Source organism: Caulobacter segnis (assembly GCF_003243465.1).
GTDB classification, from domain to species: Bacteria; Pseudomonadota; Alphaproteobacteria; order Caulobacterales; family Caulobacteraceae; genus Caulobacter; species Caulobacter segnis_A.
In genome coordinates this window covers 1-15,464 of sequence record NZ_QFQZ01000036.1, presented here as the reverse complement: position 1 = coordinate 15,464, position 15,464 = coordinate 1, and the positions used below count along the sequence as shown (strand labels likewise).

The following is a 15,464-nucleotide window of genomic DNA, read 5'->3' as shown; positions in this document are numbered from 1 at the left end:
AGGCGGCCGTTCTTTTTTGGGCGTCAGGCGGTGCGGATCCGTCCTTCCGTAATCTCGACCGGCCAGGGCGCGAGCTTGGCGCCAACGCACGGCCCGCCGAGGCAGAGGCCCGCCTCCACGCTGAACACCGCTCCATGCCAGGCGCAGGCGATCAGAGCGCCGTCCGGCGTCAGGTACTGATCCAGCTGCTGGGCCAGCGGCAGGCCGGCGTGCGGGCAGCGGTCGACATAGCCGAACACCGCCTCGCCCTTTCGGACTACGAAGCCGTGAAAGCGCTTGTCGCCAATCTGCAGGACATAGTTCCGCGCGGCGCCGTCCCTGATCAGGTCCAGCGGGCCAAGGTTCACCCCGGACGGCGTCGACCAGACCCGGCCGACGGCGGCGGCGCTCTCGACGGTCAAATCCGTTCGACCGTCTGTTCGATGGCCCCGAAGATCGAGTGACCTTTGGCGTCCTTCATCTCGATGCGGACCGTGTCGCCGCCCAGCAGGAAGGGCGTCTTGGGCGAGCCATGCAAGATGGTCTCGACGGTGCGGAGCTCGGCGAGGCACGAATAGCCCACGCCGCCCTCGCTGACCGGCTTGCCGGGGCCGCCGTCGGCGTCGCGGTTGCTGACCGTGCCCGATCCGACGATCGTGCCGGCGCACAGCGGCCGCGTCTTGGCGGCGTGGGCCACCAGGGTCCCGAAGTCGAAGGTCATGTCGACGCCCGCGTCGGCGCGGCCGAAGTCCTTGCCGTCCAGCTCGACCAGCAGGGCGCCGTGCAGCTTGCCGTCCTTCCAGGCCTCGCCCAGCGCGTCGGGCGACACCGCCACGGGCGAGAAGGCGCTGGCCGGCTTGGATTGCACGAAGCCAAAGCCCTTGGCCAGTTCGCCTGGGATCAGGTTGCGCAGCGAGACGTCGTTGCACAGCATGACCAGCCGGATGGCGGCCAGGGCCTCCTCGCGGCTGGCGCCCAGCGGCACGTCATCGACGATCACAGCCACCTCGCCTTCCAGGTCGCAGCCCCAGCTGGCGTCGGCCAGCGGGATCGGATCGCGGGGGGCCAGGAAGCCATCCGACGCGCCTTGATACATCAGCGGGTCGGTCCAGAAGCTCTCTGGCATCTCGGCGCCGCGCGCCTTCCGCACCAGCTGCACGTGGTTTACGTAGGCCGAGCCGTCGACCCACTGATAGGCGCGCGGCAGCGGGCTGGCGGCGTCATGCTCGTGGAAGCGCTCGCGCGGCACGGCGCCGTGCTCGAGGCTCTCGGCCAGACCGCGCAGCAGCGCCCCGCAGCGGTCCCAGTCGTCGAGGGCGGCCTGCAGCGTCGGAGCGACCGTGCCGGCGTCGGTGAACCAGGCCAGGTCGTTGGACACCACCACCAGCCGGCCGTCGCGGCCGCCCTTGAGAGACGCGAGCTTCATCGGCGCTTCCTTCTTGTTGTCGTTAAACCAGGCGAGCCTTGGGGAAGCCCGACCAGCAGGCGTCATAGTCGTCCTGAAGCGCCGAAGTCTCCAGCGCGAACTTCGTCGGCCGGATCACCCAGCGGCTCTCGAACATGAAGGCCAGGGTCCCGTCGATCTTGTGCGGGGCGAGCTCGGCCTCCGTGGCCTTGCGGTGGCTGGCGGCGTCGGGGCCGTGGTCGCTCATGCAATTGTGCAAGCTGGCCCCGCCCGGGACGAAGCCGCCCGCCTTGGCGTCGTAGGCCCCGTGCACCAGCCCCATGAACTCGCTCATCACGTTGCGGTGGAACCAGGGCGGACGGAACGTGTGCTCGGCCACCATCCAGCGCGGCGGGAAGATCACGAAGTCGCAGTTGGCCACGCCCGGCGTGTCGCTGGGCGAGGTCAGGACCGTGAAGATCGAGGGATCGGGATGGTCGAAGCTGACCGTGTTGATCGTGTTGAACCGCGACAGGTCATAGCGGTACGGCGCGAGGTTGCCGTGCCAGGCCACCACGTCCAGCGGGCTGTGATCCCACGCGGCGGCCCAGAGCGCGCCCTGGAACTTCTGGATCACCTGCGTCGGCGCATCGATGTCCTCGAAGGCCGCCACCGGCGTCTCGAAATCGCGCAGATTAGCGAGGCCATTGGCGCCGATCGGCCCCAGCTCCGGCAGGCGGAAGGCCGCGCCGTAATTCTCGCAGACATAGCCGCGCGAGGCCCCCTCGACCTCGACCCGGAAGCGCACGCCGCGCGGGATCACCGCGATGTGGCCAGGACCGGCGCTCAGCACGCCGAATTCGGTGACCAGGGTCAGCACGCCAATCTGCGGCACGATCAGCAGCTCGCCGTCGGCGTCGTAGAAGACCCGGTTCTTCATCGAGGCGTTGGCCAGATAGACGTGGACGCCGATGCCCGACAGCGTCGCGACGTCCGCATTGCCGGCCAGCGTGACGAGGCCGTCGACGAAGTCCGTCGGCGCGGCCGGGATCTCCAGCGGGCTCCAGCGAAGGCGGTTAGGTGTCACCGGCCCGCCGAAGGTCGAGTCCAGCTTGTCTTGGGCGTAGGGCGCATATGGCCCGTGCCCGGCGCTGGGCCGCAGGCGGTAGAGCCAGCTGCGGCGGTTCTCATGGCGCGGCGCGGTGAAGGCCGAACCCGACAGCTGCTCGGCATAGAGGCCGAACGGAACCTTCTGCGGCGAATTCTGCCCCACCGGCAGGGCGCCGGGATGGGCCTCGGTTTCGAAATAGGAGCCGAAGCCGGTCTGGTAGCGGAGGTCCATCTGCGTTTCCGTGCCCTTATTCAGCACTTATTCCCTCGTCATCCCGGAAGCCTCGAAGAGGCTATCCGGGACCCAGGGGCGGCGCGCGCGGCGCTCCATCACTCCTGGGTCCCGGCTCTACGCTACGCTTCGGCCGGGATGACACCGAAGGGTATTTTGCTCCCTCACGCCTCGACCGTGATCACCCCACGGCGGATCTGGTCGAGCTCGATGCTCTCGAACAGGGCCTGGAAGTTGCCGTTGCCGAAGCCCTCGTTGCCCTTGCGCTGGATGATCTCGAAGAAGATCGGGCCGAACAGGTTCTCGGTGAAGATCTGTAGCAAGAGGCCTTCCTCGCCGACATTGCCGTCGATCAGGATGCGGTTCTTGCGCAGGCGCTCCAGGTCCTCGCCGTGGCCGGGGACGCGCTTGTCGACCAGTTCGTAATAGGTCTCGCTCGTGTCCTGCAGCTTCACGCCCCGGGCGCGCAGCTTCTCGACGGTGTCGTAGATGTTGTCGGTGGTCAGGGCCAGGTGCTGGATGCCCTCGCCGTTGTACTGGCGGATGAACTCCTCGATCTGGCTTTTGTCGTCCTGGCTCTCGTTCAGCGGGATGCGGATGGCCTTGTCGGGCGCGATCATCGCTTGGCTGAACAGGCCGGTCGCCTGGCCCTTGATATCGAAGTACTTCTGCTCCTCGAAGCCGAAGACCTGGTTGTAGAAGGTCGACCAAGTGCGCATCTGGCCGCGCTTCACGTTGTGGGTCAGGTGATCCAGCAGGTCGAGGCCGACATTGTTTTTTGCCTCGGCCAGGGCCGCGCCCGGGACCTGCTCCCAGCTGTCATAGATCGTGCCCGCATCGCCGTAGCGGTCGACCAGATAGAGCAAGGACCCGCCGATGCCTTCCAGCACCTTGGCGCCCTCGCCCAGCAACGAGCGGCTGGCGTCGGCGGGCTTGGCGCCGCGCTTGATCGCGTCGGCATAGGCCTGCTCGGCGTTCTCGACGCGGAAGGCCATGCCGTTGGCCGACGGACCGTGCTCGGCCCGGAAGTCGGCGACCTGGCCGGCCGCCTCCTCGTTGACGACTAGGTTGATGCGGCCCTGCTTGTAGCGGGTCGCGGCCTTGGTCGGGTGCTTGCTGGCGGCGACGAAGCCCAGCTGCTCGATCAGGGCCTTCATGGCGGCCGGATCGGGGCTGGTGAACTCCACGAACTCGAAGCCGTCGAGGCCCAGGGGGTTCTGGTCGGTGACGAGGGTCATGGGCGGCTCTCTCCCTAGAATTCTTATCTTATTTCGCCAGCGCCGCCGGAAGGGCGGCGATCAGGGCGTCGTTGTCGGCCGGGCGGCCGATGGTGATGCGGACCCAGCCGCCGGCGACCGGCGTCGGGCGGATGATCAGCCCTTCCTGCAACAAACGCATGGCGGTCGCTTCTGGGCCGGCCGGCGCGCGCAGGAAGACGAAATTGGCTTCGCTGCGGGTGTGCTCGACGCCCAGGTCGTCCAGCGCCGCCTCGATGCGGCCGCGCTCGGCGATGGTCAGGGCGACCGTACGGGCCAGGTGTTCAGGATCGTTCCAGGCGGCCAAGGCGGCGGCCTGGCTGACGGCGGTGACATTGAAGGCCGGCCGCAGGCGATCGAGATAACCGACCAGCTCGGCCGAAGAAGCGACGCCATAACCGACGCGCATGCCGGCCAGACCATAGGCCTTGGAGAAGGTGCGGGCCGAGACCCAGGGGCCGCCCCAGGCGTCCAGCAGGGCGAAGGTGTCGAACGCCTCGTGGTACTCGCGATAGGCCTCGTCGACGAAGACCAGGGTCGAGCGCGGCGTGACCGAGAGGATCTCCTCGATGTCCGAAGCGGTCAGGGCGTTGCCGGTCGGGTTGTTGGGCGTGCACAGGACCAGCAGCTTGGGGCCCTGCGCCGCGGCCGCCTTGAAGGCCGGCACGTCGAGGTCGAAGTTGGCCAGGCGCGGCACGTCGACGATCCGCGCCTCGGCGCAGCGCGCGAAGATGTCATAGGCCGGGAAGGTCGGGCTGGAGAACAGGATCGCGTCGCCCGGGTGCAGCACGGCCCGGAACAGATAGTCGATCAGCGCCTCGGAGCCCGGCGAGACCACGATCCGGCCGGCGTCGACGCCCAGACGTCCGCCGATCGCGGCGCGCAGCGTCTCGCAATAGGGGTCCGGATAAAGTTCAGGCTCGGCGATGGCGGCCGCGACGGCGGCGGCGACCTTGGGGCTGGCGCCCAGCAGGTTCTCGTTGCTGGCCAGCTTGGAGAATTGGGAGCGTCCGGTGCGCTTGCCCGCCTCGGCCAGGGTCATGCCCGACTTGTAGGCCTGGACGCGATCCAGGGCCGGCCGCATGGGCGACGCGGGCGAGGCGGTGACGGGCTTGCGATCCAGGACGAGCATGCGGCCGCTCCAAAAACACCAGAGCGGGCAGCTTATCGCGAAGGCGAAGTCAGAACGTGGCGATCATGACCGCCTTAAGCACCAACTAGGTCACATCGTGCCAACCGATGATACTTGATCATCATCAAAGTGATCAATCGAGATAGTCGAGCGGCAGGGCGGTGGAATCCTTGATCGTGTCGAGGACGAACGAGGAACGGATGTCCTTCACGGCCGGCATCTTCAGCAGGCGTTTCATGGTGAAGTCCGCATAGGCGTCGAGATTGGGCACGGCGACCTTCAGCAGGTAGTCGTAGCCACCGGTCATGACGTAGCAGCCCACCACCTCCGGCTCGCGCAGCACCGCCTGCTTGAAGGCCTCGGCCGCCTCCTCGCTGTGGCGATCGACCTGCACCTCGACATAGGCCAGCACGTCCAGCTTGGCCTTGCGTCGGTCCAGAAGCGCCACATAGCCGCTGATCAGGCCCGAAGCCTCCAGCTGCTTGACCCGGCGCAGGCAGGGGCTGGGCGACAGCCCGACGCGTTCGGCCAGGTCGACGTTCGAGATCTTGCCGTCCTGCTGCAGGACCTGCAGGATCTTCCGGTCCGTTCGCGTCAGCTTCATTGTGACCGATCTCCCGCGGATCTTGGCACGAAGTGACCGAGTAGCGGATTTCACCGGCCGTGGGGAGAGGTGACGTCAGGACGCCGCCGCTCAGCGCGTCCTCGATGAAATAAATTTAAGTGCCGAGCCTGGCTATTTTCTCGAATAACAGCTCGGGGAAATTCCCGAGTACGGGGATTGGATCATAGATCGGGGCGAACTTGAAAAACGTAGAACTATTCGGACCACGAGAAGCCGGACATCGCCGCACGTGGACCGCGGCGGCTATCCCGCTGATCATCGTCTTCTTCATCCTGGGCCAGCTGGTCACCGTCTTCGCCGCACTGAAGCCGATGGGCTTCCACAAGGCCGATCTCACGACCCAGTGGCTCCCGATCCTGATCCAACTGCTCGGCTTTGGCGTGACGTCCGCGTTCCTGCTGGCCTGGGTCCGGCTGTTCGAGCGCCGGCCGCCGTCGGCGCTTGGCCTGAATGGTCAGGTCCTGCGTCGCTACCTGCGCGGCCTGGCGGTCGGCGTGGGCTTCCTGTGCAGCGTGATCGGCCTGATCTGGCTGTCGGGCGGCTACCGCGTCGAAGGGCATGGCGTCTGGACGGCGCCCTCGCCCCTGCTGTTCCTGCCGATCCTGGCCCTGCTCGGCGGCTTCATGATCCAGGGCGCGACCGAGGAGCTGCTGATGCGCGGCTGGCTTATGCAGCTGGTGGCGTCCCGCCATGGCCTCATCGCGGGCATCGTCGTCAACGCGGTGCTGTTCGCCCTGATGCACGGCGGCAATATCAGTCCGTCCAAGGAGCTGGCCTTCGCCATGGTCAACCTGGTCCTGTTCGCCGTGATGATCAGCCTCTATGCGATCAAGGAGGGTTCGCTGTGGGGCGTGTGCGCCTGGCATAGCGCCTGGAACTGGCTGCTGGGCGTCGGCTTCGGCCTCGACGTCAGCGGCGAGCGCATTCCGGTGCAGAGCCTGGTCATCGACCTGGCGCCCAAGGCCGGCGCGCCCTGGTGGCTGACGGGCGGCGCGTTCGGCCCCGAGGCCAGCGTCGCCACGACGGCGGTGCTTCTCGCCGGGGTGGTCTATTTCGCCGCGAGCGGCGCGTTGAAGACGGCCCGCGCCAGATCCGCGGCCTATGTCTCGGCCGCCCCGGAGGCGACGACCTAAAGCGCCTCGCAGTAGAACCGCCCGGGCTCGGGGCCGTCTGGGTGCAGCGCCTGGAACCGATAGAGGACCAGCACCCATTCGGCCTCTTCCAGGCTGACACCGAACCGTTGCGCCACCCAGGCCGCCGAAGGCTCCTCGAAATCGTCGGCGGCCCTGTCGTTCCTCAGCCCCATTGGGGGAACGGGTCCGGCAGTTTGGCCCAGGCCTTGGGACCGAAGCCGAACTGCAGGTCCGAAAGTAGGCAGGCGTCGAAGCCCCGCGTGAGGGCCTCGCGGTCCATGTTCTGGCCGATCAGCACGATCTCCTGACGACGGTCGCCGTGAACCGGCTTCCAGACCTTCTGGATCGCCGCGCGCCAGGCTGGATCGTCTGGCCAATAGTCCTCCGGCGCGCTGGCCCACCAGCGGCCATGCGGACCGAACTGCGTGGCGGCGCCGGCCTGGCTCCAGCCGCCGACGCGGTCATAGCGGGTGGCCAGCCACACGAAGCCCTTCGAGCGGATGACGCCCGGCCACTCGCTGTCCAGCCACGCCTTCAGCTTCTCGGGATGGAACGGCTTGGACGCGCGATAGACGAAATGGCTGATCCCGTACTCTTCGGTTTCCGGCAGCACCTCGCCCATCAGCGCCTTCTGCCAGCCGGCCGCGCCTTCGGCCCGGACAGGATCGAACAGGCCGGTGTCGAGGACCTCGTCCAGCGCGACGGCGCCACGCTCGGAACGCACGAGCCGCGCTTGCGGATTGAAGGTCGCGACGATCGCCTCGAGGCGGCCAAGGTCATCGGGCGACACCAGGTCGGCCTTGTTCAGCACGATCACGTCGGCGAACTCGATCTGCTCCACCAGCAGGTCGACGACGGTGCGTTCATCGCCCTCCCCGGCCGTCTCGCCCCGATCAGCGAGGCTGTCGCGCGAACCGTAATCGCGCAGGAAATTGAAGGCGTCGACGACCGTCACCATGGTGTCCAGCCGCGCCACGTCCGACAGGCTCTGCTCGGCCTCGTCGCGGAAGTCGAAGGTCGCGGCGACCGGCATCGGCTCGGACACGCCGGTGGACTCGATTAGCAGGTAGTCGAAGCGCCGCTCGGCGGCTAGGCGGCGAACCTCCTGAAGCAGGTCGTCGCGCAGGGTGCAGCAGATGCAACCGTTCGACATCTCGACCAGGGTCTCGTCGGTGCGCGACAGGTTCGCCCCGCCCTCGGCGACCAAGGCCGCGTCGATATTGACCTCGCTCATGTCGTTGACGATGACCGCGACCTTCTTGCCCTCGCGATTGGCGAGCACGTGGTTCAGCAGGGTGGTCTTGCCGGCGCCTAGAAAGCCCGACAGCACGGTCACGGGCAGACGGCGGTCGATGCGGCCTGGGGGCCTTGGGGCTTGGACGGTCACGCGCGCCTCTTGCGTTACAATGTAACACATCTAGCGCGCCAGCCGCACCGCCTCAACGGAAATGTTATCTTATAACACCACTCTGCGTGCAGCTTGGAGAACGCAAAACGCCCCGGAGTCTCCTCCGGGGCGTTCAGCTATTCAGGTCTCTCCTTGGGGGCGGCCTTTCAGTTGGCCAGGCGCCTCAGGAAAGACGGGATTTCCAGGTCCTCGCCGTCGTCGGCCTTCGGCGTCTCGAGCGGCGCCAGCTGAGGGCGGGCGCTCTGGGTCGTGCGGGCCTGGGGCTGCGGAGCCGAAGCCTGCTGCTCGTAGCGCTGGCGACCGCCGCCGAACATCGACAGCCATCCGCCTTGCTTTTGCGGCCGGCGCTCTTCGTAGAAGTTGCTCTCCGGGAACAGCGGCTCTTGCGGGCCGTCGTCGACCAGCGGATCGACGATCCGGTTCACCTGACGGGCCGCCGGCTGGGCGACGCGGGGCTCTTCGGCGACAACGGGCTCGTCATAGTAGAGCTCGGCTTCCGGCTGGACGGCCGGCTGCGGGGCGGACATGACGATCTCGGGCTCGGGAGCCGGCGCCGGTTCGGGGGCTTGGGCGAAGACCGAAGGACGCTCGGCCGGACGGGCGGCTTCGTAGCGCGCGGTCGGCCGGGCCGGCTCCGGCTGCGGCGCGGGACGCGAGGTCTCGGCGATCAGCGGGGCGGCGGAAGTGTTGCGCGACACGGGCTTGGGCTCGATCTGCTGGATCGAGGCGCCGTCCATGCCGGTGGCGACCACCGACACGCGGATCACACCTTCCAGCGACGGATCGAAGGCCGCGCCGAAGATGATGTTGGCTTCCGGATCGACCTGGTCCGAGATCGCGTTGGCGGCCTCGTCGACTTCCAGCAGGGTCATGTCCATGCCGCCGGTCACGTTGACCAGCACGGCCTTGGCGCCCTTCAGCGAGACTTCGTCCAGCAGCGGGTTGGCGATGGCGTTCTGAGCGGCCATCAGGGCGCGGTCTTCGCCAGTGCCCTCGCCGGTGCCCATCATCGCCTTGCCCATCTCGGTCATGACCGTGCGGACGTCGGCGAAGTCGAGGTTGATCAGGCCCGGCAGGACCATCAGGTCGGTGATCGAACGGACGCCCGAGTGCAGCACCTGGTCGGCCATGCCGAAGGCCTCGGCGAAGGTCGTGCGCTCGTTGGCGACGCGGAACAGGTTCTGGTTCGGGATGACGATCAGGGTGTCGACGTAGCGCTGCAGCTCCTGGATGCCGCTGTCGGCCAAGCGCATGCGATGACGGCCTTCGAAGTGGAAGGGCTTGGTCACGACGCCGACGGTCAGGATACCGCGCTCACGAGCGCACTTGGCGATGATCGGAGCCGCGCCGGTGCCGGTGCCGCCGCCCATGCCGGCGGTGATGAACACCATGTGCGCGCCGTCGAGGTGCTCGCCGATTTCCGGGAAGGACTCTTCGGCGGCGCTCATGCCCACTTCCGGGTGCGCGCCGGCGCCGAGGCCCTGGGTCACTTGCACGCCGAGCTGGATCCGCCGATCGGTCTTGGCGAACTGCAGCTGCTGGGCGTCGGTGTTGGCCACCACGAACTCGACACCCTCGAGGCCGGCCTCGATCATGTTGTTCACGGCGTTGCCGCCAGCGCCGCCAACCCCGAAGACCACGATGCGCGGCTTCAGCTCGGTCGTACGCGGCGCGGAAAGAGAAATAGCCATGGGACCCTCGCGTCCTTACGCCGAAATCGTCAGATAAGACCTCGGCGACACCCAATCGCCGGGGATGCCTCGACGATCGTGTTAACAGAACAACCACCATCGTTAATCGGCAGTTAACTGCATAATCTGAGTCGTGAGCCGGTCGAGCGCCACCGTGGGATAAAATGTGGTTCATCAACAGAAAAGCCATGCGAACCAAGGCCTCCCGAAGGATCCACAGGGACGTGCGACCGAACGCCGCTGAGTCTGTTTCCGCCGTCGCGGCCAAGCTTTCGCCAGTAAAAAGGCCCGGTCGAGACGCTCGGCCGGGCCTATAAGGTTAAACAGTAGAGTTAACCAGACTTAAGATTTGGCGAGATCGTCCGCCTAGAGGTTATCGCGCAGCCAGGCCGCCGCGCGCGAAATCGGGCTGGCGTTCGGATCCAGGGGACGCTTGCGGGCGACGCCGCCGGCCAGGGCCTTGGACGAGACCGCTTCGCGCGGGCCGAAGGCGGTGCGGTGCAGGGTGCCGGCGGCGGCGCAGAAGGCCGGGCCCGAGGCGGCGTCGGCCAGGTGCGGCACCCGGCGCGGACGACCCAGGCGCACGGGGCGATCGAACACCCGCACGGCCACTTCGCGCACGCCGGCCAGCTGGCTGGCGCCGCCGGTCAGGACGATGCCCGCGCCCGGCTCGACCGGCGCGCCCGAGGCCTTCAGCCGCTCGCGCAGCAATTCGAGTGTCTCCTCGACGCGCGGCTGGATGATGCCCTTCAGCAGCGACCGGGGCGCGATCACCGGACCCGCGCCCGGATCGTCGCCGCGCGGCGGCGCCTCGATCATCTCGCGGTCCTCGTTGGCCGAGGCGATGGCGCTGCCGTGCAGGGTCTTGATGCGCTCGGCGCCGACCACCGAGGTCTGCAGGCCGCGCGCGATGTCCTGGGTGACGTGCCCGCCGCCGACGGCCAGGCTGTCGACGTGGCAGAGCGCGCCGTTGTTGAACACCGCCACCGAGGTCGAGCCGCCGCCCATGTCGATGCAGACGGCGCCCAGGTCCATCTCGTCCTCTTCCAGGGCCGCCAGGGCCGAGGCGAACGGCGCGGCGACGATGCCCTCGAACGACAGGTGAGCCCGCTCCACGCAGTGGGCCAGGGTGTGGAAGATGTTCTCGTTGACCGAGACGACCAGCAGCTCCAGGCCGAGGGAGCGGCCGAACATGGCGCGCGGGTCGCGGATGCCGCGCTGGCCGTCGACCGACCAGGCGATCGGCAAGAGATGGATCGGCTTGCGGCCGGGGATGCGTACCTGGGCCAGGGCCGAGGCGATGGCGCGCGACAGGTCGGCGTCCGAGATGGGACGGGCGCCCAGCGACACCTGGGCGTGGACGCGGTGGCTGGCCATCTGGCCGCCGGCCGTGCAGACGCTGACGCCCTGGACGTTGACGCCGGCCACGGTCTCGGCGCGCTCGACGGCCTGGGCGATCGCCTGGGCGGCCTCGTCGAGGTTGACGATCGCGCCGCCGCGCACGCCGCGCGACTGGACGTAGCCGACGCCCGAGGTCGTCAGGGTGCGGTTCTCGCGGTGGATGCCGTCTGGCTTCATGATGAAGCACGTCACCTTGGACGCGCCCAGGTCGACGGCCGCGATGGCGGGCTGGCGCACGAGCGTCGCCTTCAGGCCCTCGCGAGCCTGTTTCCGGTCCTCCATTCGCGACATCGCTATCGTCACCTCAGCCCATCAAGTCCATTACGCCCCGCCGGCCGCGGGCTGCCCAGGCAGCGCCGCGTCGCGAGGTCTCACAGCCACCATTTCGGGGTCGCGCAAATCGATCCGCGCGAAACCCATGTCCAGGATTCTCTGCCGCTGGTCGAGCTGATCTAATTGAATCAGCGCGGATTCTTCGTCAATGGCCGGAAGCTGAATAAGCGATCCGTCCTTCAGCCGAAGATCCCAGCGGCGGTCGTCCACCCGCACCAGCGCTTCCAGGCGATCGCGCAGCCGCGGCCGCGAGGCCACGGCCGGCAGGATCAGGCCCGCGGCTTGGTCGGCGCCCTGCCCCACCACCAGCGGCAGCTGGGGGAAGCGCGCGGGGTCGGCCTCGTTGATCACCCGCCCCTCGGCATCGATCACCTTCATCCGGCCCTGGTTCTGCCAGACCGCCAGGGCCGGCCGCTCCTGGACGGAGATCAGCACGGTGTCGGGCAGCATGCGCACGACCTGGACGTCCTTGACCCAACCCACGCCTTGCACCCGTTCGCGGACGCCCGCCAGGTCCAGGCCCAGCGTCGGCTGGTCGAGATAAAGGCCCGAGGCCTTCAGGATGTCGGTCTGGGCGGTCGCCGAAGCCCCGCGGATATGAACGGTCTTCAGCTTGAACCCGGCGGAGGCGAACACCCCGTCGACGCCATGCGCCATCGACGCGCCGATACGCTCGGCGCGGTGTCCTGTGGCCAACATCACCACCAGTCCGAGCCCCAGAGCCGCGCCCGCGACGCTCAGGGCGACCGTGGGCGAAAGGCCCACGCCCTTGGCGGCGTGCAGCTTGGCGGCCGGCGGCGCGCCTCGCGGCGCGGCCCGGCCTTTACTCGGACTTGCGGGCGCTTCGGCCCGGGGTCGCCTAGGCTTAGGCGGTCCCCCCCGCGTTACGGCGGGCATAAGCGTCCTCCACGATCCATAGAACCAGTTGATCAAACGGAATCCCGACGTGGGCGGCCTGCTCGGGAGCGAGCGAGGTCGGAGTCATGCCGGGCTGCGTATTGACCTCTAGAAGGACCAGAAGGTCGTTAATGTCGTCATAACGAAGATCGGACCGGGTCACACTTCGGCAACCAAGAGCGGTATGGGCCAACTCGGCCATCCGCATGGCTCGATCCCTTACGCCATCGGGGATTGGGGCCGGTAGGACGTGGATCGAACCGCCTTCCGAGTACTTCGCCTCGTAGTCATAAAAACCTGTGGACGCCCGAATATCGGTGACGGCCAACGCCCTGGGACCATTCGCCTCACCCATCACCGCGACGGCCAGTTCGAGGCCGCGGACATAGGGCTCGACCATCACCTCCTCGCCGAAGGTCCAGGACGGCGCGCCGACCTCCTCGGGCGGACGGTTGGCGCCCTCCTTGACGATGAACACCCCGACCGACGAGCCCTCGGCGTTCGGCTTGACCACGTAGGGCGGCGGCAGGACGTGGTCGCGGGCCACGTCGTGGCGGTTGAAGAGGCCGCCGCCAGGCACGATGACGCCGGCCGCCGCCAGCACCGCCTTGGCCTTGGCCTTGTCCATGGCCAGCGCCGAGGCCAGGACGCCCGAGTGGGTGTAGGGCAGCTTCAGGGTTTCCAGCACGCCCTGGACGCAGCCGTCCTCGCCCCATTCGCCGTGCAGGGCGTTGAAGACCAGGTCCGGCTTGGCCGCCGTCAGCACCTGGGCGATGTCGGGGCCCGCGTCGATCCGCGTAACCTTGGCCCCCAGCCGCTCCAGCGCGTCGGCGCAGGCCGCGCCCGAGACCAGGCTGACCTTGCGTTCCGAAGAGGGCCCGCCCAGCAGGACGGCGATATGGCGGCCAGAGAGGGGCTGCTGGGTCATGAGGCGGGAGACTCTTTGGAAGGCTGTGGCGTTCAGCCACTCCTAGTCAGCCCGGACGCGCCTGCCAACCGCAAGACGCGGAACAAAGCCGTGTCATCCCGGCCGGACCCCGGCCTTGAGCCGGGGGGAGAGCCGGGCCCCAGGGGCCGCCGCAGCGCGCTTGGCCCCAGGGTCCCGGATCGGCCCGCTGGGCCGTCCGGGATGACACTGTATTTTAGCCGAAGCCTACTTCGCGGCCGGGGCCGCGCCGGCCGGCTTCAGCGCCCGGAAGTCGATATCGCTGTCGGCGACCAGGTAGATCAGGCTGGTCCAGGCGGCGACGTTCTGGGCCAGTTCGTTCGGACGCACCTTGTTCAGGGTGTCGTCCATGGTGTGGTGGTAGTCGAAGTAGCGGCTGGCGTCCTGGCGCATCTCGACCGAGGGCACCCCGGCCTGCTCCAGGCCCGAGATGTCGGCGCCGCCGCCGCGCGAAGCCTCGCGGGCGACCAGGATCTTCAGCGGCGACAGCACGTTGGCCACGGTCGTGGCGAACGGCGTGCCCTGCGCGCCGGCCGGCAGCTTCAGGGCGAAGATGTTGTCGGCGCCCTCGTCGCTCTCGCCGGCCAGGACGATCTTGGGAACCTCGTCCTTGTGAGCGGCCAGATAGGCTTCCGACGAACCGCCGCTCTCTTCGGAGCCCCACATCACGACGCGGATCGTGCGCTTGGGGTGCTTGGGCAGCTCGCCGATCAGCTTGGCCGCGGCGGTCGTGATGCCGATGCCGGTGGCGTCGTCCAGGGCGCCCGTGCCGACGTCCCAACTGTCCAGGTGGCCGCCGATGACGATCACCTCGTCCGGCTTCTCCGAGCCCTTGATCTCGCCCGAGATGTTCCAGGCCACGTCGTTGGGGTCGGTGGTCGAGGCCAGCTTCAGCCTGATCCGCAGCGGGCCTTTCTTGGACAGGCGCTCCAACTGCTCGGCTTCCGGCACGCCGATGGCGGCCGAGGGCACGGTCGCGACGCCGTCGCCGAACGCGGTGACGCCGGTGTGGGCCACGGTCGAGTCCGAGGTCGAGATCGAGCGGATCAGGATGGCGACGGCGCCGCGCTTGGCGGCCTCGGTCGGGCCGGCGCGACGCGAGATGCCCGCGACGCCGTAGCCCGAGGCGTCCTGGGTGCGGACCATCGGCTGGGTGATGACGACGATCTTGCCCTTCACGGCGCTTTCCGGCGCGGCGACTAGGTCGGCGAAGGTCTTGAACAGGGCGACGTCGGCCTCGATCCCGCCGGGCGGGGTCGGCACGGTGCGGCCCAGGCCCAGCACGTTCAACTTCATCGGATAGGGCGCGACCAGCTCGCCGCTCTCCTCGCCGCGCGTCCACGACGGCTTGGCGAACTGCTCGACCTTGATGTTGGTGAAGCCCAGCGCCTTGAACTTGGCCACGCCCCAGTCCTTGGCGCGTTCCATGGCCGGCGAGCCGACGAGGCGCGGGCCGATGGTGGTGGTGAGGTCCTCGGTGATCTCCCAGGCCGTGCGGTCCAGCAGCGCCTTGTCGCGCAGGGCCTCGGCGGTCTTGACGTCTTGAGCGTAGGCGGCGCCCGAAAGCAGGGCGAAAACGGCCGAGGCGGCCAGTAAGCGACGGTACATGAGCAAGGACTCTCCCCAATGGCGGGGGAGTCATAGCACCGGTTCGCGCCCTGGGGAGTCAGCAATGGCGCGGCGGGTGCGAAAGCGATGGCGTGGCCAGGAAGTGGGCAGGCGCGCGGCTTCGCCGCTTCACGCGGGGGGCCGCTGAAGGGACGGAAGGGGAAGCGGAGCGCCCGGACATTCGTCCGGATGAGGATAGAGTGATTACCGTTTCGACGAAGCCAGGACGCTCCGCGTAGCCGTTATCCGATGAGCCTTCGACGCGCGGGGTTTTAACCCGCTTCCGAAAGAGGCCCCCGGCGGGCGGGCCGGGCTGGCGACCCGGTCCC

The 15,464-nt window shown here is 68.2% G+C and carries 14 protein-coding genes and 2 pseudogenes; 1 reads left to right on the top strand and 15 read right to left on the bottom strand.

Annotated features, from left to right (window positions below; genetic code table 11):
* Positions 1-23: 23 nt before the first annotated feature.
* From DI526_RS12460 to DI526_RS12435, 6 genes are all read right to left on the bottom strand, one after another.
* The gene (locus DI526_RS12460; protein ID WP_304278235.1) at positions 24-401 is read right to left on the bottom strand and encodes a Rieske (2Fe-2S) protein; all 378 of its coding nucleotides are present in this window, start codon (positions 399-401) and stop codon (positions 24-26) included.
* Positions 398-1,405 (bottom strand): fumarylacetoacetate hydrolase family protein, encoded by a 1,008-nt coding sequence (locus tag DI526_RS12455; RefSeq protein WP_304278232.1) that lies wholly within the window; start codon positions 1,403-1,405, stop codon positions 398-400. The genes DI526_RS12460 and DI526_RS12455 overlap by 4 nt, the downstream gene beginning before the upstream one ends.
* Positions 1,406-1,427: 22 nt before the next feature.
* A complete protein-coding gene (gene hmgA, locus DI526_RS12450; protein WP_304278229.1) occupies positions 1,428-2,705 on the bottom strand; it encodes a homogentisate 1,2-dioxygenase in 1,278 nt (425 codons plus the stop codon).
* A 164-nt stretch (positions 2,706-2,869) separates the two neighbouring features.
* Entirely contained in the window at positions 2,870-3,943 is a 1,074-nt protein-coding gene (gene hppD / locus DI526_RS12445; protein ID WP_304278227.1) for a 4-hydroxyphenylpyruvate dioxygenase, read from the bottom strand.
* A gap of 28 nt (positions 3,944-3,971) precedes the next feature.
* Positions 3,972-5,093 carry a histidinol-phosphate transaminase gene (gene hisC, locus DI526_RS12440; RefSeq protein WP_304278224.1) on the bottom strand — a complete coding sequence of 374 codons (1,122 nt, stop codon included), beginning with the start codon at positions 5,091-5,093 and terminating at the stop codon, positions 3,972-3,974.
* 133 nt (positions 5,094-5,226) lie between these two features.
* Positions 5,227-5,697 carry an Lrp/AsnC family transcriptional regulator gene (locus DI526_RS12435; protein ID WP_304278221.1) on the bottom strand — a complete coding sequence of 157 codons (471 nt, stop codon included), beginning with the start codon at positions 5,695-5,697 and terminating at the stop codon, positions 5,227-5,229.
* Between the two features lie 200 nt (positions 5,698-5,897).
* Here DI526_RS12435 and DI526_RS12430 point away from each other — a divergent pair, with 200 nt between their 5' ends.
* A complete protein-coding gene (locus tag DI526_RS12430) occupies positions 5,898-6,851 on the top strand; it encodes a CPBP family intramembrane glutamic endopeptidase (RefSeq protein ID WP_304278218.1) in 954 nt (317 codons plus the stop codon).
* Here DI526_RS12430 and DI526_RS12425 read toward each other — a convergent pair.
* The 9 genes and pseudogenes from DI526_RS12425 to DI526_RS12385 form a co-directional block, all read right to left on the bottom strand.
* Positions 6,848-7,024: a hypothetical protein gene (locus tag DI526_RS12425; RefSeq protein ID WP_304278215.1), complete on the bottom strand. Its 177-nt coding sequence runs from the start codon at positions 7,022-7,024 to the stop codon at positions 6,848-6,850. The two genes, DI526_RS12430 and DI526_RS12425, sit on opposite strands and share 4 nt — an antisense overlap.
* Positions 7,015-8,238: a zinc metallochaperone GTPase ZigA gene (gene zigA / locus DI526_RS12420; protein ID WP_304278213.1), complete on the bottom strand. Its 1,224-nt coding sequence runs from the start codon at positions 8,236-8,238 to the stop codon at positions 7,015-7,017. Before zigA ends, DI526_RS12425 begins: the two co-directional genes overlap by 10 nt.
* Positions 8,239-8,405: 167 nt before the next feature.
* The gene (gene ftsZ / locus DI526_RS12415) at positions 8,406-9,950 is read right to left on the bottom strand and encodes a cell division protein FtsZ (RefSeq protein WP_304278210.1); all 1,545 of its coding nucleotides are present in this window, start codon (positions 9,948-9,950) and stop codon (positions 8,406-8,408) included.
* A 37-nt stretch (positions 9,951-9,987) separates the two neighbouring features.
* Positions 9,988-10,050, bottom strand: a pseudogene (locus tag DI526_RS12410) (hypothetical protein); the annotation flags it as partial.
* Between the two features lie 266 nt (positions 10,051-10,316).
* Positions 10,317-11,642, bottom strand: coding sequence for a cell division protein FtsA (gene ftsA, locus DI526_RS12405; RefSeq protein WP_304278206.1), 1,326 nt, complete (start codon positions 11,640-11,642; stop codon positions 10,317-10,319).
* Positions 11,643-11,672: 30 nt separating this feature from the next.
* Entirely contained in the window at positions 11,673-12,581 is a 909-nt protein-coding gene (gene ftsQ, locus DI526_RS12400) for a cell division protein FtsQ (RefSeq protein ID WP_304278203.1), read from the bottom strand.
* Positions 12,550-13,509 (bottom strand): D-alanine--D-alanine ligase, encoded by a 960-nt coding sequence (locus tag DI526_RS12395; protein WP_304278201.1) that lies wholly within the window; start codon positions 13,507-13,509, stop codon positions 12,550-12,552. The genes ftsQ and DI526_RS12395 overlap by 32 nt, the downstream gene beginning before the upstream one ends.
* Before the next feature lie 88 nt (positions 13,510-13,597).
* Positions 13,598-13,717, bottom strand: a pseudogene (locus DI526_RS12390) (hypothetical protein); the annotation flags it as partial.
* Between the two features lie 17 nt (positions 13,718-13,734).
* Positions 13,735-15,141: a M28 family peptidase gene (locus DI526_RS12385; protein ID WP_304278199.1), complete on the bottom strand. Its 1,407-nt coding sequence runs from the start codon at positions 15,139-15,141 to the stop codon at positions 13,735-13,737.
* Between the last annotated feature and the right edge of the window lie 323 nt (positions 15,142-15,464).

Coding starts and splice junctions, on each gene's coding strand:
- hppD (WP_304278227.1), bottom strand. CDS start 3,943: ATGACCCTCGTCACCGACCAGAACCCCCTGGGCCTCGACGGCTTCGAG.
- ftsZ (WP_304278210.1), bottom strand. CDS start 9,950: ATGGCTATTTCTCTTTCCGCGCCGCGTACGACCGAGCTGAAGCCGCGC.
- hisC (WP_304278224.1), bottom strand. CDS start 5,093: ATGCTCGTCCTGGATCGCAAGCCCGTCACCGCCTCGCCCGCGTCGCCC.
- ftsA (WP_304278206.1), bottom strand. CDS start 11,642: ATGTCGCGAATGGAGGACCGGAAACAGGCTCGCGAGGGCCTGAAGGCG.
- DI526_RS12455 (WP_304278232.1), bottom strand. CDS start 1,405: ATGAAGCTCGCGTCTCTCAAGGGCGGCCGCGACGGCCGGCTGGTGGTG.
- DI526_RS12425 (WP_304278215.1), bottom strand. CDS start 7,024: ATGGGGCTGAGGAACGACAGGGCCGCCGACGATTTCGAGGAGCCTTCG.
- hmgA (WP_304278229.1), bottom strand. CDS start 2,705: ATGGACCTCCGCTACCAGACCGGCTTCGGCTCCTATTTCGAAACCGAG.
- ftsQ (WP_304278203.1), bottom strand. CDS start 12,581: ATGCCCGCCGTAACGCGGGGGGGACCGCCTAAGCCTAGGCGACCCCGG.
- DI526_RS12395 (WP_304278201.1), bottom strand. CDS start 13,509: ATGACCCAGCAGCCCCTCTCTGGCCGCCATATCGCCGTCCTGCTGGGC.
- DI526_RS12435 (WP_304278221.1), bottom strand. CDS start 5,697: ATGAAGCTGACGCGAACGGACCGGAAGATCCTGCAGGTCCTGCAGCAG.